Annotated in this window: 15 protein-coding genes and 5 tRNA genes; 13 read left to right on the plus strand and 7 right to left on the minus strand. The window is 63.8% G+C overall.

What is annotated here, in order from left to right; all coding sequences use genetic code 11:
- Positions 1-23: 23 nt before the first annotated feature.
- The 6 genes from recG to B5E67_RS07815 all read right to left on the minus strand — a co-directional run bounded on the left by recG (position 24) and on the right by B5E67_RS07815 (position 2,751).
- Positions 24-2,096: an ATP-dependent DNA helicase RecG gene (gene recG, locus B5E67_RS07790; RefSeq protein ID WP_204246536.1), complete on the minus strand. Its 2,073-nt coding sequence runs from the start codon at positions 2,094-2,096 to the stop codon at positions 24-26.
- A gap of 147 nt (positions 2,097-2,243) precedes the next feature.
- Positions 2,244-2,318 (minus strand) — tRNA-Cys (locus B5E67_RS07795).
- Between the two features lie 27 nt (positions 2,319-2,345).
- A tRNA-Gly gene (locus tag B5E67_RS07800) sits at positions 2,346-2,421 on the minus strand.
- 68 nt (positions 2,422-2,489) lie between these two features.
- A tRNA-Asp gene (locus tag B5E67_RS07805) sits at positions 2,490-2,566 on the minus strand.
- A 30-nt stretch (positions 2,567-2,596) separates the two neighbouring features.
- A tRNA-Gly gene (locus B5E67_RS07810) sits at positions 2,597-2,672 on the minus strand.
- 3 nt (positions 2,673-2,675) lie between these two features.
- A tRNA-Phe gene (locus B5E67_RS07815) sits at positions 2,676-2,751 on the minus strand.
- A 199-nt stretch (positions 2,752-2,950) separates the two neighbouring features.
- Here B5E67_RS07815 and B5E67_RS07820 point away from each other — a divergent pair.
- Genes B5E67_RS07820 through B5E67_RS07830 form a run of 3 tightly spaced genes read left to right on the plus strand, consistent with a single transcriptional unit; the run spans position 2,951 to position 7,738 of the window.
- Complete coding sequence (locus B5E67_RS07820) at positions 2,951-4,942, plus strand: toprim domain-containing protein (RefSeq protein WP_087384522.1); 1,992 nt, start codon at positions 2,951-2,953, stop codon at positions 4,940-4,942.
- Positions 4,943-4,979: 37 nt separating this feature from the next.
- The gene (locus B5E67_RS07825) at positions 4,980-7,229 is read left to right on the plus strand and encodes a DNA gyrase subunit A (RefSeq protein WP_087384524.1); all 2,250 of its coding nucleotides are present in this window, start codon (positions 4,980-4,982) and stop codon (positions 7,227-7,229) included.
- A gap of 23 nt (positions 7,230-7,252) precedes the next feature.
- Positions 7,253-7,738 (plus strand): 23S rRNA (pseudouridine(1915)-N(3))-methyltransferase RlmH, encoded by a 486-nt coding sequence (locus B5E67_RS07830; RefSeq protein WP_087368280.1) that lies wholly within the window; start codon positions 7,253-7,255, stop codon positions 7,736-7,738.
- Between the two features lie 97 nt (positions 7,739-7,835).
- Here B5E67_RS07830 and B5E67_RS07835 read toward each other — a convergent pair whose 3' ends face one another.
- A complete protein-coding gene (locus tag B5E67_RS07835; protein ID WP_087368137.1) occupies positions 7,836-9,257 on the minus strand; it encodes a glycine--tRNA ligase in 1,422 nt (473 codons plus the stop codon).
- A gap of 219 nt (positions 9,258-9,476) precedes the next feature.
- Between B5E67_RS07835 and B5E67_RS07840 the strand changes: the two genes are divergently transcribed.
- The 10 genes from B5E67_RS07840 (at position 9,477) to B5E67_RS07885 (ending at position 19,200) form a co-directional block, all read left to right on the plus strand.
- Positions 9,477-10,721, plus strand: coding sequence for an aminopeptidase (locus B5E67_RS07840; RefSeq protein WP_087384526.1), 1,245 nt, complete (start codon positions 9,477-9,479; stop codon positions 10,719-10,721).
- 217 nt (positions 10,722-10,938) lie between these two features.
- A complete protein-coding gene (gene rimP, locus B5E67_RS07845) occupies positions 10,939-11,421 on the plus strand; it encodes a ribosome maturation factor RimP (RefSeq protein ID WP_087248428.1) in 483 nt (160 codons plus the stop codon).
- A 154-nt stretch (positions 11,422-11,575) separates the two neighbouring features.
- Positions 11,576-12,721 (plus strand): transcription termination factor NusA, encoded by a 1,146-nt coding sequence (nusA, locus tag B5E67_RS07850; protein WP_087248426.1) that lies wholly within the window; start codon positions 11,576-11,578, stop codon positions 12,719-12,721.
- A gap of 17 nt (positions 12,722-12,738) precedes the next feature.
- Complete coding sequence (locus tag B5E67_RS07855; protein ID WP_087248424.1) at positions 12,739-13,032, plus strand: YlxR family protein; 294 nt, start codon at positions 12,739-12,741, stop codon at positions 13,030-13,032.
- Complete coding sequence (locus B5E67_RS07860; RefSeq protein ID WP_087248422.1) at positions 13,019-13,396, plus strand: 50S ribosomal protein L7ae; 378 nt, start codon at positions 13,019-13,021, stop codon at positions 13,394-13,396. The genes B5E67_RS07855 and B5E67_RS07860 overlap by 14 nt, the downstream gene beginning before the upstream one ends.
- Entirely contained in the window at positions 13,393-15,885 is a 2,493-nt protein-coding gene (gene infB, locus B5E67_RS07865) for a translation initiation factor IF-2 (protein ID WP_087384528.1), read from the plus strand. Before B5E67_RS07860 ends, infB begins: the two co-directional genes overlap by 4 nt.
- A gap of 88 nt (positions 15,886-15,973) precedes the next feature.
- On the plus strand, positions 15,974-16,357 hold the full coding sequence (gene rbfA, locus B5E67_RS07870; protein ID WP_087248418.1) for a 30S ribosome-binding factor RbfA: 384 nt from the start codon (positions 15,974-15,976) through the stop codon (positions 16,355-16,357).
- A gap of 27 nt (positions 16,358-16,384) precedes the next feature.
- Positions 16,385-17,362 carry a bifunctional oligoribonuclease/PAP phosphatase NrnA gene (locus tag B5E67_RS07875; RefSeq protein ID WP_087384530.1) on the plus strand — a complete coding sequence of 326 codons (978 nt, stop codon included), beginning with the start codon at positions 16,385-16,387 and terminating at the stop codon, positions 17,360-17,362.
- Positions 17,362-18,246, plus strand: coding sequence for a tRNA pseudouridine(55) synthase TruB (gene truB, locus B5E67_RS07880; RefSeq protein WP_087384532.1), 885 nt, complete (start codon positions 17,362-17,364; stop codon positions 18,244-18,246). The genes B5E67_RS07875 and truB overlap by 1 nt, the downstream gene beginning before the upstream one ends.
- A gap of 39 nt (positions 18,247-18,285) precedes the next feature.
- Entirely contained in the window at positions 18,286-19,200 is a 915-nt protein-coding gene (locus B5E67_RS07885; protein WP_087248412.1) for a riboflavin kinase, read from the plus strand.
- The last annotated feature ends 54 nt before the right edge of the window (positions 19,201-19,254 follow it).

Here is a 19,254-nt window from a genome sequence, read left to right on the forward strand (position 1 = left end):
GGCGTTGCAAACCTCCCGATATGTTAGTTCATGGGTCCGGTGCGTTCAAACATCCGGTTGACCTGCTGGGCCAGCAGGGCGTGTTCCGGCGCGGTGAGCAGAGGGTCTTTGTCCAGCAGGGCAGCGGCCTCGCTCTGGGCGGCGTGAAGGGTGGCGGTGTCGTTGGCCAGGTCGGCGATCTGAAGGGCCGGCAGGCCGTGCTGGCGGCTGCCGAAGAAGTCGCCGGGGCCCCGGGTTTCCAGGTCGTACTGGGCCACCGCAAAGCCGTCGGTGGTGGAGCAGAGGAACTTCAGCCGGCTGCGGACGCTCTCGGCCTCGTTGTCGCTCACCAGAAAGCACCAGCTCTCGGCGGCGCCCCGGCCTACCCGGCCCCGCAGCTGATGCAGGGCGCTCAGGCCGTACCGCTCGGCGTTCTCGATGACCATTACGGTGGCGTTGGGCACGTCCACCCCCACCTCAATGACGGTGGTGGACACCAGGGCGTCCAGCTGCCCGGTGCGGAAGTCCTCCATGACGGCAGCTTTCTCCTTGGGCTTCAGCTTGCCGTGCATCAGGCCCACCCGGCGGTTGGGCAGCAGGGCCTTGGCGGTCTGCTCGTAATAGGTTTTGACGGGGGTGAGGCTGGCGTCGGGGCCTTCCTCGATGGCGGGGCATACAATATAGACCTGACGCCCCGCGCCGATTTCCCGGTCCAGAAAGCCGTAGAGATCCTTCCGGCGGGCGCCCGTCATCACCCGGGTTTTCACCGGGCGGCGGCCGGGAGGCAGCTCGTCCAGGATGGAGATGTCCAGGTCGCCGTAAATCAGCAGGCCCAGCGTCCGGGGGATGGGGGTGGCGCTCATCACCAGCAGGTGGGGCGCGCAGCCCTTTTCGGCCAGGGCGCCCCGCTGGCGGACGCCAAAGCGGTGCTGCTCGTCAATGACCGCCAGACCCAGCCGGGCAAACTCCACCCCTTCCGACAGGATGGCGTGGGTGCCCACCACCAGGTCCGCCTCCCCGGAACGGATGGCCGCCAGGGTGGTGCGGCGGGCGGCGGCTTTCAGGCCGCCGGTCAGGAGAGCCACCCGGATGCCGAATTTGGCCAGCATCCGGTTCAGGTTTTCGGCGTGCTGTTCGGCCAGCAGTTCGGTGGGGGCCAGCAGTGCCCCCTGATACCCTGCGCCGATGGCTGCCCAGAGGGCCGCCGCGGCCACCAGGGTTTTGCCGCTGCCCACGTCCCCCTGAAGCAGACGGTTCATGGACTCGGTTCCGGCCATGTCCTCCAGAATCTCGTCCACCGCCCGACGCTGGGCGCCGGTGGGGGAGAAGGGAAGGCTGGCCCAGAAGGGGGCGGGGTCAATCCGGCGCATGGGGGCGCCGGTGGAGGCGGAGCCGCGGTTTTTCATCTGGCCCATTCCCAGCTGGAGCACCAGCAGCTCCTCGAAGATCAGGCGGCGGCGGGCCTCCTGGGCGGCCTCCGGCGAGGAGGGCGCATGGATGTCCCGCACCGCCTGGGCCTTGCCGGGCATCCGGTATTTTTGGAGCAGGGCAGGGGGGAGCGGGTCCCCCAGCAGTTCGGCATGGGGGAGAAGCTGGGCTACACAGCGGCTGATGGCGCTGCTGGTGAGGCCTTCGGTCTGGGGATAGATGGCCGCCAGGGGCGCGGCCTGCACCTGGGCGGCGGTGCGCACCTGCGGGTTCACCATCTGGCGGCGCAGCAGCCCGCCGGTGACCTCTCCCTCAAAGAAATACTCCTGGCCCACCTCCAGCTTCTGGATGGTGTAGGGATTGTTGAACCAGGTCAGCTCCAAAGTGGCCACATCGTCCCCGGCGGTGGCTTTCTCCACCCGGCGGCCCCCGGTGACGTACCGGCCGCCCTGCTTGGACAGCAGCTCGGCCCGGACCACGCACTCCACCCCGGCCGGGGCCTCGGAGGGGGGATAGGGATGGGTAAAGTCCAGATACCGGCGGGGATAATGCTCCAGCAGGTCGGCCAGGGTGCGGATGCCCAGCTTTTCAAAGCGCTGGGCCAGCTTGGGGCCCACCCCCTTGAGGTACTGCACCGGGGTGTCAGGGGTCAGGGTGGTGCGGTTTTCGGGCAAAGACGCCGGGCACATGGGCAGGGCCTCCTTTCATGGAATATGCTTATTGTAGCACCGAACCGGGGCCGGCGCAAGGAACCAAAGCTGGAACCCGCCTTCCAGCCCGCAGCCCGGGCAGGGGATACAAAAAAACCGCTGTCTCCCAAAGGAAACAGCGGTTTCTGGAGGTGGCGACCAGATTTGAACTGGTGAATGAAGGTTTTGCAGACCTTTGCCTTACCACTTGGCCACGCCACCATAGAGAGCAGAAAATCTGCTCCGTTATGGAGCGGCCGACGAGGCTCGAACTCGCTACCTCCACCTTGGCAAGGTGGCGCTCTACCAGATGAGCTACGGCCGCATATTCGACGCATTTTTCCCTGCGTCCGCCCGGCGAAGGGCGCTCCATGTTATTGGAGTAGGATTTGTTGGCGACCCGGATCGGGCTCGAACCGACGACCCCCAGCGTGACAGGCTGGTGCTCTAACCAACTGAGCTACCGGGCCAAAAGAAAGGAGTGAAACTTGTCACTCCCATGGAGCGGCCGACGAGGCTCGAACTCGCTACCTCCACCTTGGCAAGGTGGCGCTCTACCAGATGAGCTACGGCCGCATATGGTGCCTCCGATCGGAATCGAACCAATGACACGGGGATTTTCAGTCCCCTGCTCTACCAACTGAGCTACAGAGGCGCACCGGACGTTGATTATTATACCGCAAAATCCAAATTTGTAAAGAGGAAAATGCAAATTTTTTCAAAAAAGTTGAAAAAGGACGTTCAGACGCTGCTTCTTTTGCTCTGAGAGGGGCGTATATTTGACTTTTGGCCGGTGAATATGGTTAAATGAACATTTGAAAAGAATCCATCAGCAAATTTGCCGGAGGAACAACATGGCAAAAAAACAGGAATACGGCAATGAAAGCATTACTTCTTTAAAAGGGGCCGACCGGGTCCGCAAGCGGCCGGCGGTTATTTTCGGCTCCGACGGGGTGGAGGGCTGCGCCCACTCCATCTTTGAGATCATTTCCAACTCCATCGACGAGGCCCGGGACGGCTACGGCAAGGTGATCAACGTCACCCGCTGCAAGGATGGCAGCATCCGGGTGGAGGACTTCGCCCGGGGCATCCCGGTGGACTGGAACAGCGGCGAGAACCGCTACAACTGGGAGCTGCTGTTCTGTGAGATGTACGCCGGCGGCAAGTACGGCGAAGGGGACGACAACTACGAGTTCAGTCTGGGCCTCAACGGCCTGGGTCTGTGCGCCACCCAGTACGCCTCGGCCTGGATGACTGCCGACATCTACCGGGACGGCCTCCACTATCATCTGGACTTCGCCAAGGGCGAAAACGTGGGCGGCCTGCAGAAGGAACCTTATAAGGGCCGCCGCACCGGCAGTGTCATCCACTGGAAGCCGGACGAGGAGGTCTTCACCGACATCGACGTGCCGGCCAGCTATTTTAAGGATGTGCTGCGCCGTCAGGCGGTGGTCAACGCCGGCCTGACCCTCACCTTTACCGATGAAAAGGAGAAGGACCCCGCCACCGGCAAGCCCTGGCAGGAGAGCTACTGCTACCAGAACGGCATCGCCAACTATGTTCAGGAGGTGGCGGGGGAGGAGTCCCTGACCCCGGTGTTCACCTGTGAGTCGGAGGCCACCGGCCGGGACCGGGAGGACCAGCCCGATTATAAGGTGCGGATGAGCGCGGCCTTCTGCTTCTCCAATAAGGTGCAGATGCTGGAGTTTTACCACAACTCTTCCTGGCTGGAACACGGCGGCAGCCCTGAGCATGCCGTCCGCACCGCCTTTGTCTATCAGATCAACAAGTATCTGAAGGAAAAGGGAATGTACAAGAAGGGGGAGAGCAGCGTCAGCTTCCAGGACATCCAGGACTGCCTGGTGTATGTGTCCTCCAGCTTCTCCACCCGCACCAGCTATGAGAACCAGACCAAAAAGGCCATCACCAACAAGTTTATCTCCCAGGCCATGACCGACTTCCTCAAACACTATCTGGAAGTGTACTTCCTGGAGAAGCCGGAGGAGGCCCAGAAGATCTGTCAGCAGGTCCTGGTGAACAAGCAGAGCCGGGAACACGCCGAAAAGACCCGCCAGAGCATCAAAAAGACCCTGGCCACCCAGATCGACCTGGCCAACCGGGTCCAGAAGTTTGTGGACTGCCGCACCAAAGACCCCGCCCGCCGGGAACTGTATATCGTGGAGGGCGATTCGGCCATGGGCGCCGTCAAGACCAGCCGGGACAGTGAATTCCAGGCCATTATGCCCATCCGCGGCAAAATCCTCAACTGCCTGAAGGCCGATTATGCCCGGATTTTCAAGTCGGACATCATTGTGGACCTCATCAAGGTGATGGGCTGCGGCATCGAGCTGGGCGGCAAGTACAATAAAGAGCTGGCCACCTTCAACCTGGACAATCTGCGGTTCAATAAAATCGTCATCTGTACCGATGCCGACGTGGACGGCTATCAGATCCGCACCCTGGTGCTGACCATGCTCTACCGCCTGACCCCCACCCTGATTGAAAAGGGCTATGTCTATATTGCCGAGTCCCCGCTGTATGAAATCAATACCAAGGATCAGACCTGCTTTGCCTACACCGAGGCGGAAAAGGCCGCCTTCCTGAAGAAGATCGGGGACAAAAAGTACACCATCCAGCGCTCCAAAGGTCTGGGTGAAAACGACCCCGAGATGATGTGGCTGACCACCATGAACCCGGAGAGCCGCCGCCTGATCAAGGTGATGCCCACCGACGCGGCCCAGACGGCCCAGGTGTTCGATATCCTGCTGGGCGACAACCTGGCCGGCCGCAAGGACCACATTGCCGCCCACGGGGCGGAGTATCTGGACGAACTGGATCTGTCCTGACAGACCGCGCACAACCGGGAGATGAAACGATAAAACTATGGCGAAAAAAGCAACCAAAAAGCAAACCAAACCGGTGCGGCCCCAGCTGGGAGAAGGGGTGGAAATCCTGAACGCGGGCAGCGTCCTGGAGGACCCCATCACCCGCACCCTGGAAACCAACTATATGCCCTACGCGATGAGCGTCATCGTCAGCCGGGCCCTGCCCGAGATCGACGGCTTCAAGCCCGCCCACCGCAAGCTGCTGTACACCATGTACGACATGAACCTGCTGAAGGGGGTCCGGACCAAGTCCGCCAACATCGTGGGCGCCACCATGCACCTGAACCCCCACGGCGACGCCGCCATTTACGACACCATGGTCCGCATGGGCCGGGGCAACGAGAGCCTGCTGGTGCCCTATGTGGACAGCAAGGGCAACTTCGGCAAGGCCTACAGCCGGGATATGTCCTACGCTGCCGCCCGTTACACCGAGGCCCGGCTGGAGCCGGTGTGCGAGGAACTGTTCCGGGACATCGACAAGGAGACGGTGGACTTTGTCCCCAACTACGACGGCACCACTACCGAGCCCACCCTCCTGCCGGTGACCTTCCCCACCATCCTGGCCAACAACACCCTGGGCATCGCGGTGGGCATGGCCTGCAACATCTGTTCCTTCAACCTGGCCGAGCTGTGCACCACCACCATTGCCCTCATCAAGGACCCCCAGCACGACATTGGGACCACCATGCCGGCCCCTGACTTTGTGGGCGGCGGCCAGATTCTCTACGACGCCGCCCAGATGCGGGAAATCTTTGAGACCGGCCGGGGCAGCGTCCGGGTCCGGGCCCGCTGGCAGGCGGTTCCCGGTCAGAACATGATCGAGATCACCCAGATCCCTCCCACCACTACGGTGGAGGCCATCATGGATAAAATCGCCGAGCTGGTCAAGGCCGGCAAGCTGAAAGAACTCAGCGACATGCGGGACGAGACCGACCTGAACGGCCTCAAGCTGACCCTGGACCTGAAGCGGGGTGTGGACCCCGCCAAGCTGATGACCCGGCTGTTCAAGCTGACCCCCCTAGAGGACAGCTTCAGCTGCAACTTCAATATTCTGGTGTCGGGCCAGCCCCGGGTGATGGGCGTCCGGGAGATTCTGCAGGAGTGGACCGCCTTCCGCACCGAGTGCGTCCGCCGCCGCACCTACTATGACCTCCACGGCAAGGAAAAACGCCTCCACCTGCTGGAAGGCCTGGCGGCCATCCTGCTGGACATCGACAAGGCCATCCGCATCATCCGGGAGACCGAGGAAGAGGACGAGGTGGTCCCCAACCTGATGATTGGCTTCGGCATCGACGAGCAGCAGGCCGACTATGTGGCTGAAATCAAGCTGCGCCACCTGAACCGGGAATATATCCTCAAGCGGACCGGCGAGATCGACGCCCTGAAAAAGGAGATCGACGACCTGAACGACATCCTGGCCAAGCCCGCCCGCATCCGGAAAATCATCATTCAGGAGCTCACCGCCGTGGCCAAAAAGTACGGCCAGCCCCGCCGCAGTGAGATCCTCTACGACCTGCCCGAGGAGGAAGCCGCCGCCGCAGAGGAGGCAGTGCCCGACTACCCGGTCACCGTCTTTTTCACCCGGGAGGGCTATCTCAAGAAGATCCCGCCCCAGAGCCTGCGGACGGCCGGCGCCCACAAGCTCAAGGAAGGGGACGAGATTGTGGTCCAGGCCGAGGCCCGGAACAATCTGGAGGCTCTGTTCTTCACCGACCAGCACCAGGTCTACAAGACCCGCCTGGCCGAGTTTGAGGACGGCAAGGTGGGCCAGATGGGCATTTATCTGCCCACCCGCCTGGGCATGGACGAAGGGGAGAACATCGTCTCGATGGTGCTGACGGGGGATTACAGCGGCTGGATGCTGTTCTTCTTTGCCAGCGGCAAGTGCGCCAAGATCCCCCTGTCGGCCTACGCCACCAAACAGAACCGCCGCAAGCTGCTGCGGGCTTACAGCGACAAGGACCCCCTGTCCACCATGCTGTTCCTGCCGGAGGAGGCCGAAATCGCCATCCGCACCAGTGCGGGCCGGCTGCTTCTGGTGGGCTCGGCCCAGATCCCCGAAAAGGCCACCCGTGACAGCCAGGGCGTGGCAGTGGTGACCCTCAAGCGGAACCAGTCCATCACCTCGGTGCGCCCGGCGGCCGGGCTGGACCTGGCCGGCCCCCACCGGTACCGGGTCCGCACCCTGCCGGCGGCGGGCGCTCTGCTGCGGGGCGAGGACATTGCAGAACAGACCAGCCTGCTGTAAGGCCGGCCGGAAAGGAAGAACCGATGCAGAACATTGACCTGATCTGTCTGGGCAAGCTGAACGCCAAATACTGCGCCGAGGGTGTGGCGGAATACGCCAAGCGGCTGTCCGCCTTTGCCAACTTCCGGATCATCGAGCTGCCGGAGGAAAAAATCGAGGAAAAGAACGCTTCCCCCGCCCTGGTGGCCCGAGCCCTGGAAAAGGAGGGCAAGGCCATCCTGTCCAGCCTGCGCAAGGGGGAGAGCCTGGTGGCTCTCTGCGTGGAAGGGAAGATTGTTTCCAGCGAGGACCTGGCGGATCTGCTGGCCCAGAAGGCCGGCAGCGGCGCCGGGGATGTGGCCTTTGTGATTGGCTCCTCCCACGGCCTCTCCGATGAGGTCAAGCGGGCCGCCTCGGCCCGCATCAGCCTGGGACGAATCACCCTGCCCCATCAGCTGGCCCGCCTTGTGGTGACCGAACAGCTCTACCGGGCCTGCACCATCAACGCCGGCATGAAGTACCACAAATAAAACCACAGCAAACGAAAAGCGCCCCCGATCTTCCCGGATGGGAAGAGCAGGGGCGCTGTTTTTATGGGTTCAGAAGCTCAGCGGGGACAGAGACAGATCAGAAGGCGATCTTCTCCTCCAGCCAGCTGCGCAGCTGGTCGATGGGCATACGGACCTGTTCCATGGTGTCGCGGTCGCGGACGGTGACGCAGTTGTCGGCTGCGATGCCCTTGGCCTCGTCGCCCACCGTGTCAAAGTCCACGGTGATGCAGTAGGGAGTGCCAATCTCGTCCTCGCGGCGGTAGCGCTTGCCGATGGAGCCGGTCTCGTCGTAGTCCACCATGAAGTACTTGGACAGCTCGTTGCGGATCTCCATGGCCTTGGGTCCCAGCTTCTTGCTCAGGGGCAGGACGGCGCACTTGAAGGGAGCCAGAGCCGGATGCAGGTGCAGCACGGTGCGGACATCTTCCTTGCCCTTGGCGTCGGTCAGGTGCTCCTCGTCGTAGGCCTCGCACAGGAAGGCCAGGGCCACGCGGTCGCAGCCCAGAGAGGGCTCGATGACGTAGGGGATATAGTGCTCGCCGCTCTCGGCGTCGAAGTACTCCAGGCTCTTGCCCGAGGCCTCCTGATGACGGTTCAGGTCATAGTCGGTGCGGTCGGCAATGCCCCACAGCTCGCCCCAGTCGGTAAACGGGAAGGCGTACTCGATGTCGGTGGTGGCGCGGCTGTAGAAGGCCAGCTCGGCGGGCTCGTGGTCCCGCAGGCGCAGGTGCTCTTCCTTGATGCCCAGGCTCAGCAGCCAGTTCTTGCAGTATTCCTTCCAGTAGGCGAACCACTCCAGGTCGGTGCCGGGCTTGCAGAAGAACTCGCACTCCATCTGCTCGAACTCGCGGGTGCGGAAGGTGAAGTTGCCCGGGGTGATCTCGTTGCGGAAGGCCTTGCCCACCTGGCACACGCCGAAGGGCAGCTTGCGGCGGGTGGTGCGCTGGATGTTGGCAAAGTTGACAAAGATGCCCTGGGCGGTCTCGGGCCGCAGGTAGCACACCGAGGAGCTGTCCTCGGTGACGCCGATGGCGGTCTTGAACATCAGGTTGAACTTGCGGATGGGGGTGAAGTCGTGCTTGCCGCAGACGGGGCAGACCACCTGCTCGTGCTCGGCGATGAACTGGTCCATCTCGTCAAAGCTCATGGCGTCCACGTTGACGTCGGGGAACTCGTCCGAGATCAGCTTGTCGGCGCGGTGACGGGCCTTGCAGGCGCGGCAGTCCAGCAGGGGGTCCGAGAAGCTGGCCACATGGCCGGTGGTCACCCAGGTCTGGGGGTTCATCAGGATGGCTGCATCCAGGCCCACGTTGTAGGGGCTCTCCTGCACAAACTTCTTCAGCCATGCCTTCTTGACGTTGTTCTTAAATTCCACGCCCAGGGGGCCGTAGTCCCAGCTGTTGGCCAGGCCGCCGTAAATCTCCGAACCGGGGAAAACGTAGCCCCGGTTCTTGCACAGGGCGACAATCATATCAAGGGTCTTTTCGCTGTGTTCCATAACAAATACATCCTTTCCGTCCGCGGCTGGTTTGCCGTGTCGTTGTGTCGGCCCGGGCCAGCCCCGGGCGCAGTACCTCTTTACTTTACCATGTTCCGCGCAAAATAACAAGGCCTGCAGCGGTTTTGGGGCGGGCGGTGGACAACCGGGGCCGATTGGGCTATACTGATAGCAAAATCATCATCATCCGGCCCCCCGGCCGGGAAAGGATCAGGAACTATGGAAAACTTTGCACAACTGCTGAAGCAATACGCCGAATTCATCGTCCGGGTGGGCTGCAACGTCCAGCCGGGCCAGACCCTGATTATCAGCGCGCCCCTGGCGGCGGCCCCCCTGGCCCGCCTGTGCGTCCGCAGCGCCTTTGAGGCCGGCGCCCGGGATGTCCGGGTGGACTGGAGCGACGACGACGTCACCCGCACCCGGATGGAGCTGGGCGCCGAGGAGGCCCTCTGCGACGTCAAGCCCTATGTCCTGCGCAGCTATCTGGACTACGCCGAGAGCGAGGGCAGCGTCTGCGTCCTGAGCCTCCTGGCCAACGACCCCGAGGCCATGGCCGGCCTGGACGCCGGCAAGGTGAGCCGCGTGTCGGCGGCCCGCCGCAAGGCCCTGCGCCCCTGGCGGGAGTACACCATGAACGACCGGGTGCAGTGGTCCATTGCGGCCATGCCCTCTCCGGCCTGGGCCAAAAAGCTGTTCCCCGACCTGCCGGAGGAGGAAGCCGTGGAAAAGCTCTGGCAGCTGATTTTTGATACCTGCCGTGTCACCGGCGGCGACCCCGTCCACGCCTGGCAGGCCCATCTGGACCGCCTCAAGACCCTGCAGAACAAGATGAACGCCCTGGACCTGGAGTCGGTACATTTTGAGAGCTCCAACGGCACCGACCTGACGGTGGGCCTGGCCGACGGCGCTGTCTGGGAGAGCGCTTCCAGCGTCAGCGAAAAGGGCTATGTGTTCCTGCCCAACATCCCCACCGAGGAGATTTTCACCGCTCCCCACAAGGACAAGGTCAACGGCGTGGTCTACGGCACCAAGCCCTATATCCACGGCGGCCAGGCCATCAAGGGCTTCCATGTGACCTTTAAGGACGGCCGGATTGTGGAGTACGGCGCCGAAGAAAACGAGGCCCTGCTGGGCGAGATCCTGGACACCGACGAGGGCGCCCGCCACATCGGCGAGGTGGCTCTGGTGCCCGCCTCCAGCCCCATCAACCGCAGCGGCGTCATCTTCTACAGCACCCTGTTCGATGAGAACGCCTCCTGCCACATCGCATTCGGCGCCAGCTATCCCGGCACCACCCGGGGCGGCACCACCCTGTCGGAGGAGGAGCTGACCGCCCGCGGCATGAACCAGTCCCTCATCCATGAGGACGTCATGATCGGCGCCGAGGACACCCGCATCACCGGCCTCACCCGGGACGGCCGCACCGTGCCTCTGTTTGAGGGCGGCGAGTGGGTCCTGGCTTAATTTATCCGGAAACTTTTGGGAGAAAGAGGGCACGGCCTCTCTTTCTCCCTTTTGTTTGGGGACGGGCAGGGGCCTTTCGGACGGGGAGGGGCCTCTTTTCTTTCAAAATACTTGCATATTCCGCCGATGTGTGGTATATTCTGATAGTACGAATACACGATTGAATGGAAAGTGGGCCGCAAGGTCCGCTTTTCTTGTTTGATATGGAGGTTTAAGCATGGCGAAACAAGCTGGCGGCAATACCGCGCGGCGGGTGGAGGCTCTGGTGCGCCCCATTGTGGAGGGCATGGGCCTGCGGCTTTGGGATGTGGTCTTTGAGAAGGAGGGTCCCGACTGGTACCTGCGCGTTCTGATTGACCGGGACGGCACCATGGATACCGATACCTGCGCAGAAGTTTCCCATGCGCTGGACCCCGTGCTGGATGCGGAGGACCCCATCCCCCAGAGCTACTATCTGGAAGTGGGTTCCCCCGGCCTGGGCCGCCGCCTGACCCGTCCCGAGCACTACGACGCCATGATGGGCCAGAAGATCCGTCTGCGTCTGTACCGCCCCGATGCGTCGGGCCGGCGGGATCTGGCCGGCATCCTGACGGCGCGGGAAGAGGACACCATTACCATTGAGACCGAGGCAGGCCCCGCCCAGGTGGCCCTGAGCGCCATCACCATGGCCCGTCTGTGCGACGACGAGGACCTGTTCTGATCCCTGCGGCCCCCAGCGGCGCAGGATTTCTGCCCGGCTCCGCGCCCTTTGGGGCGGGACGCCGGCGTCCGGCCTGTGCCCAGGACGTCTGGGCCGGACGTACACCCTTTGACAGCCTGATTGAATGAGAACATACCGGGAGGAAGACTTAAAAATGGCAGGCAACAACGAATTTTTTGAAGCGCTTACCATGCTGGAACATGAGCGCGGCATCACTGCAGAATACCTGATCGAGAAGATCCGCGCGGCCATCGTCATTGCGGTCAAGAAGAACTACGATGTCGAGGACGACAATGTGGCGGTGGAGATCGACCCCACCACGGGCAAGTTCAACGTTGCCCTGGTGCAGGAGGTCGTGGCCGATGAGGATTGGGTGAGCGAGTACGCCGAGATCCCCCTGAGCAAGGCCCAGACCCTCCGCCGGACCTATCAGCCCGGCGACCGGGTCATCACTCCCCTCAAGACCAAGGAGTTCGGCCGCATCGCTGCACAGACCGCCAAGCACGTGATCCGTCAGGGCATCCGTGAGGCTGAGCGCAGCCAGCAGCTGAGCGAGATCCAGTCCAAGAGCCACGACATCGTCATGGCCACGGTCACCCGCGTGGATCATGAGCGCGGCATCGTGGCGGTGGATATGGGCAAGGGCGGCGAGGCCATCCTGCCCCGCAGCGAGCAGGTGCCCGGCGAGACCTACACCGAGGGCCAGCAGCTGCAGGTGTATATCATCGACGTGGTCAGCACCGAGCGCGGTCCCCGCGTCATGATCAGCCGCACCCACCCCGGCCTGGTCAAGCGCCTGTTTGAGCTGGAGGTCCCCGAGATCTTCGACGGCACCGTCGAGGTCAAGGCCATCAGCCGCGAGGCCGGCACCCGCACCAAGATGGCGGTTGCCTCCCGCGACCCCAACGTCAACCCCGTGTCGGCCTGCATCGGCCCCCGCGGCGACCGTGTGGCCGCTGTGGTGGAGCACCTGCACGGTGAGAAGATCGACATCGTCCAGTGGAGCGAGGACCCCGCCGCCTTCATCGCGTCGGCCCTCAGCCCGGCCAAGGTCCTGAAAGTGGAGCTGCTGCCCGGCGAGACCCGCTCCTGCCGCGTCACCGTGCCCGACGGCCAGCTGAGCCTGGCCATCGGCAACAAGGGCCAGAACGCCCGCCTGTGCGCCCGTCTGACCGGCTATAACATCGATATCCGGCCCGAGAGCGGCTACTACGGCGAGGAAGAAGACAAGCCCGAGGACGCTCCCGTTGAGAGCCCCGCAGCCGAGGCATCGGCTCAGCCGGACGAGGCCGCTGAATAAACAGGGGAGGGAAACGGATGCCGCAAAAGAAGATACCCATGCGCCAGTGCATCGGCTGCCAGACCAGCCGCCCCAAAAAGGAGCTGGTGCGTGTCGTGCGGGGGCCGGACGGCTCCATCAGCATCGACACGGTGGGCAAAAAGCCGGGCCGGGGAGCTTATCTCTGCCCCGACCCCGCCTGCCTGGCCAAGGCGCAGAAGAAAAAGGCGCTGGAGCGCAGCTTTGAACAGCCCGTCCCCGCCGAAGTTTATGAGGCGCTGGCCGCACAGCTGGCCGCCGCCCAGGAGGAGGGAACCGATGCCAAAGCATAACACTGCCCCCAAGAAACCGGCCCTGCCCCCGGAGGACGCATTGTTCCAGGCCCTGAGCCTGTGCCGCAAAGCCGGCAAACTGGTGATGGGCTTTGACGCGGTGGAGGACGCCGCCGTCAAGGGTACGGCCTGGCTGGTTCTCACCGCAGCGGATGCCAGCCCCAAGACGGTGCAGCGCATGGCGCGCAACGTCGGCGACCTGGTGGACGTTCTGCCCACCCCGCTGACCATGGACCGTCTGGCTCCGCTGGGCCGCCGCCCCGTGGCCGTCTTTGCCGTGACAGACCGCAATCTGGCCCGGCTGTGCTACGACCGCCTGGATGCGTGCGGCACCATCAAACACGAGGAGGAAATGACTGAATGATCGTAAAATATAAAGTGACCGATTTTGCAAAGGACACCGGCCTGCCCGTCAGGAAGATCCTCGATACGCTGGCTGCCATCGGCATCGAGGGCAAGAAGAACAGCTCTGTCCTGGAGGAAAAGGACCTGAACGCCCTGCTGGACCGGCTGAGCCGCGACAACAGCGAGGCAGACCTGTCGGCCTTCCTGAACAGCGCCAAGCCCGAGCCCGCCAAGGAGGCAGCTCCCGCCGCCAAGGCCAATGCCCCCAAGGCAGCCGCCAAGAACAACGACAAGGCCGGCAAGGGCGGCAGCGCCCAGGCCGCTGACAACAGCGGCAAGCAGCAGGCGCAGGCTGCCAAGAGCAATAACAACAACGGCAACAACGCCAATAACGCCCGCAAGAACCAGCCCCAGCAGCCCCACAAGAAGCGGGACGAGAAGACTGTCTCCTTCAGCGAGCTGGCCCGTGAGACCGGCACCAAGGCATCGGCCGCCGAGGCTGTGGAAGTCAAGCGCGAGAGCAACCAGGTGACGGTGGATACCCGCACCGTGGACGTCAACGTGGACCGCTTCGATGTCCGCTACGACGACCTGGCCTCCACCAAGAATACCGAGAACCGCCGCAAGCCCACGCCCCAGGGCAACAAGCAGAAGTTCTCCCAGCGGACCCAGCGTCAGCGCCAGCAGTTCCAGAAGGGCAAGCGGGAGACCGAGGCCGAGCGGATGCAGCGCATCCAGCTGGAGAAGGCCCGCAATGCCCAGCTGAAGGTTTCCATCCCCGATGAGATCACCATCGCCGACCTGGCCGCCCGCCTGAAGCAGCAGGCCAGCAAGGTCATCGCCAAGTGCATGCAGATGGGCGAGATGCACGCCATCAACGACGTCATCGACTTTGATACCGCCTGCCTGATCGCCGAGGAGTTCCACGCCAAGGTTGAGCACGAGGTCCACGTCACCATTGAGGAGCGCCTGTTTGTGCAGGAGGAGGACAACGAGGCCGATCTGGTGTCCCGTCCGCCGGTTGTCTGCGTCATGGGCCACGTCGACCACGGCAAGACCAGTATTCTGGACGCCATCCGCAAGACCAACGTCACCGCAGGCGAGGCCGGCGGCATCACCCAGGCCATCGGTGCATACCAGGTCAAGGTGGGCAACGACCTGATTACCTTCCTGGATACCCCGGGCCATGAGGCATTCACCTCCATGCGTGCCCGCGGCGCCAACATGACCGATATTGCGGTCCTGGTGGTGGCTGCCGACGACGGCATCATGCCCCAGACCATTGAGTCCATCAACCACGCCAAGGCCGCCGACGTCAAGGTCATCGTGGCCATCAACAAGATGGATAAACCCACCGCCAACCCCGAGCGCGTCATGGAGGATCTGACCAAGTACGGCCTGATCTCCGAGGACTGGGGCGGCGATACCGCTTGCATCCCCGTGTCGGCTCTCACCGGCATGGGCATCAATGACCTGCTGGAGCGGATCGCTCTGGAGGCCGAGGTCATGGAGCTGAAGGCCAACCCCAACCGCCGCGGCAAGGGCGCCGTGGTGGAGGCCCGTCTGGACAAGGGCCAGGGCCCCATCGCCACCCTGCTGGTCCAGAACGGTACCCTGCACGCCGGCGATGTCCTGATTGCCGGCACCGCCGTGGGCCGTGTCCGCACCATGCGGGACGACAAGGGCCGCGCCATCACCACCGCCGGCCCCTCCACCCCTGTGGAGATCACCGGTCTGACCGCTGTGCCTGAGGCCGGCGACCTGTTCGAGGCCGTCGAGGACGAGCGCCTGGCCCGTGAGCTGGCCGAGAAGCGCGCTGCCGCCGCCCGCGAGAAGCAGTTCTCCGCCTTCCAGAAGGTCACCCTGGATAATCTGTTCAACCAGATGGCCCAGAATGACATGAAGGAGCTGGCCATCGTGGTCAAGGCCGACGTCCAGGGCTCTGCCGAGGCCGTCAAGCAGTCGCTGGAAAAGCTGTCCAACGAGGAGGTCCGGGTCCGGGTCATCCACGCCGGCGTCGGCGCCATCAGCAAGTCCGACGTGGACCTGGCTGACGCTTCCAACGCCATCATCATCGGCTTCAACGTCCGTCCCGACAACATCGCCAAGGAAGAAGCTGCCGCCACCAAGGTGGAAATGCGTATGTACCGCGTCATCTACGACGCCATCAACGATGTTTCGGACGCTATGAAGGGTATGCTGGCTCCCAAGTTCCGCGAGGTTTCTCTGGGCGAGCTGCAGGTCCGCCAGGTGTACAAGATCAGCAGCGTGGGCACCGTCGCCGGCTGCCGCGTCACCTCCGGCAAGATCACCCGCGACAGCAAGATCCGCGTGGTCCGTGACGGCATCGTCATCGCCGAGGACGAGATCGCATCCCTCCGCCGCTTCAAGGACGACGTCAAGGAAGTGGCCGACGGCTACGAGTGCGGCGTCACCCTGGAGAAGTTCTCCGACGTCAAGGAGGGCGACGTGTACGAAGCCTTCCGCATGGAGGAGTACAGAGACTGAGAATCCCCGGCCCGGAGCCGTGGTCCCGGCGGGTAAAATCTTATGGAATCAACGCTTTTTTCACGTCTTGTGAGAAAGGAGCAACACCATGTCTGAGAAAAACATGGGCCGTCTGGCGCAGGACATGAAGCGGGAGATCATTGCCATCATCTCCCGGCTGAAGGATCCGCGTCTGTCCGGCGGCCTTCTGACCGTCACCCGGCTGGACGTCACGCCCGACCTGGATGTGGCGAAAGTTTATGTGAGCGTGTTGGGCAACCCGGAGGGTCCCGCGCCGGTCATCAAGGCGCTGAACTGCGCCGCCGGCCATGTCCGCACCGAAATCAGCCGCAAAATGCACATCCGCAAGGCTCCCCGCCTGATCTTCGTCGAGGACGACGGCGCAGCCTATGCGGCCCATATCAACGAGCTGCTCAAGGAACTGAACGTGGACAGCGGGCCGGACGCCTCTGAGGAGGCCGACGGGGAATAACCCGCCCGCGGAAAGGACAAAACACTTATGACCGAACCGCTGAATGTGGAGCAGGCGGCCGCCATGCTGCGGAACGCCGACAACATTCTGATCCTCTGCCATAAAAACCCGGACGGCGACACCATCGGCTGCGGCAGCGCGTTGTATTACGCGCTGGCCTCCCTGGGCAAGACGGCGGCCGTCCTGTGTTCCGATCCCATCCCCCGCCGGCTCAGCTATACCCGGCCCCGGCTGTTCCGGGGCGAGTTTGAGCCGGGTCTGGTGGTGGCGGTGGACGTGGCCGGGACCCAGCTTTTCGGGGACAGCGGCTTGATGCCGTCCTACAGCCGCCGGGTGGATCTGTGCATTGACCACCACGCCGGCAACAACGGCTACGCCCAGTACACCCTGCTGAACCCCGAGGCCGCCGCGGCAGCCGAGCTGCTGTGGGAGGTCATCGAGGCCATGGGGGTGCAGCTGGACTCCCAGATGGCCGACTGCCTCTACACCGGCCTGGCCACCGACACCGGTTGTTTCCGGTTTGCCAACACCAAAGCCAAGACCCACCGGGTGGCGGCCCGCCTGATGGAGGCGGGGGCCCGGGTGGAGGAGCTGAACACCCTGCTCTTTGCCACCAAGACCCGGGGACAGATGGAGGCCGAGCGGATCGCCCGCAGCCATCTGGAATACGCTCTGGATGGCCGGTGCGCCCTGATCTGGCTGGACCGGGACGAAATCGAGGCCAGCCAGGCCGATCCCTCCGACCTGGAGGAGCTGGCCGCCCTGCCCATCGGCATCGAGGGGGTCAAGATCGGCCTGACCTTCCGTCAGCAGCCCGGCGGCAGCTGGCGGGTGAGCATCCGCACCGCCAACGGGGTGGATGCGGTGGCAGTGGCCCGGCGCCTGGGCGGCGGCGGCCATCTGCGGGCGTCCGGCTGTGAGCTGCTGGGCACCCTGGACAATGCCAAGAGCGCCGTTCTGGCCGAGGCGAAAGCCGTTCTGGACCAGAGCGGGGAGGAGGCATAATGCAGGGAATCCTCATCGTTGACAAGCCCGCCGGCTGGACCAGCTTTGACGTCATCGCCAAGATGCGGGGGGTGCTGGGCACCCGGAAGCTGGGCCACAGCGGCACGTTGGACCCCATGGCCACCGGCGTCCTGCCGGTGTTCTGCGGGGGAGCCAGCAAGGCGGTGGACCTTCAGCTCAACCACGACAAAACCTATCGGGCCACCCTGCGGCTGGGCAGCCGCACCGACACCGGCGATATCACCGGCACGGTGCTGGAAATCCGCCCCGTCACCGCCGGAGAGGCGGAACTGAAAGACATCCTGCCCCGGTTTGTGGGGCCCCAGATGCAGGTGCCGCCCATGTACTCGGCGGTGAAGATCAACGGTCAGCCCCTCTACAAGGCGGCCCGCCAGGGCCTGACGGTGGAGCGGAAGGCCCGCCCCATCGAGATTTACGGCATCACCTATGAGGGCAGCCCCGCCCCGGGGGAGTACACCCTGACGGTCCGCTGCTCCAAGGGAACCTATATCCGCACCCTGCTGGAAGATATCGCCCAGGGGATGGGCCAGCTGGGGACCATGAGCGCCCTGCGCCGCACCCAGGCGGGCCTGTTCGCCGAGGCGGACGCCCACACCCTGGAGGAAATTCTGGCCGCCAAAGAAGCCGGCCCCGACGCACTGGAAGGGCTGCTGCTGCCGGTGGAGCGGGTGTTTGAACCGCTGCCCCTGCTGAAGGTCAGCCCCGGCGTGGTCCAGCACCTCTACAATGGCTGCCCCACCAGCCGCTACCCGGCCCCCGACGGCCGCTACCGCGTGCAGGATGAGGCGGGGCAGTTCCTGGGCCTGGCCAACATCACCGGCGGCGTGCTGCGGGTGGAAAAGCTCTTTGTGGAGCGCGGATGAGGCCGCAGGCCCCGATCAATCTTTTGGGAATCAGAAACTATGCAGATTTATCCAACCATGTCGCCCCTGGAACTCGGGGGCAAGCAGGGCAGCGCGGTGGCGCTGGGCTATTTTGACGGCATCCACATCGGCCACCGGTCGGTGATCGGCGGGGCGGTGGACTGGGCCGCAGCCCATGGCGCAGCCCCGGCGGTGTTCACCTTCAAGCTGCCCGCCGGCAGCAAGATCAAGGGCCGCCGCCTCTTTTCCGCCGAGGACAAGCACCGTCTGGTGGCGGGCCTGGGGGTGGAACACTATCTGGTGCCCGCCTTTGAGGACATCCAGGCCATGACCCCCGACCAGTTCGTCCGGGGTCTGGTGGCGGACTGTCAGGCCCGGGCCTTCTTCTGCGGGGAAAACTTCACCTTCGGCGCCAAGGCCGCCGGAAACCCGGCCCTGCTGCAGGAACTCTGCGCCCCCCTGGGGGTGGAGGTTCATATCCTGCCCATGGCGCAGTATGAGGGCAAGCCGGTTTCCTCCACCCGCATCCGGGCGGCTCTGGAGGGGGGCGACATCCCCGCCGCCAATGGAATGCTGGGTGCGCCCTACGCCATCCGGTTCCCGGTGCGGCATGGCCAGGGCCTGGGCCACACCCTGGGGGTGCCCACCATCAACCAGATTTACCCCGACGGCTACCAGCTGCCCCGGTACGGCATCTACATCACCCGCACCTGGATCGGCGGCAAGGCATATCCCTCGGCCACCGGCCTGGGCAGCCGCCCCACCGTCAACGACGACCCCGCCAAGGTCACCTGCGAGACCTTTATTCCCGGCTTCTCGGGGGACCTGTACGGCGCGGACCCGGTGGTGGAGTTCCACACCTACCTGAGCCCCAGCAAGAAGTTCGATACGCTGGACGAGCTGCGTGCCTGCATCCAGAACGCCGCCCGCCGGGCACAGGAATACTTCCAATAACAAAAAGACCTGCCTCCTGTTTCCAGGACGGCAGGTCTTTTTGTTGTCGGTCAG

Source organism: Faecalibacterium sp. An122, from assembly GCF_002160895.1.
Classification (GTDB): domain Bacteria; phylum Bacillota; class Clostridia; order Oscillospirales; family Ruminococcaceae; genus Faecalibacterium.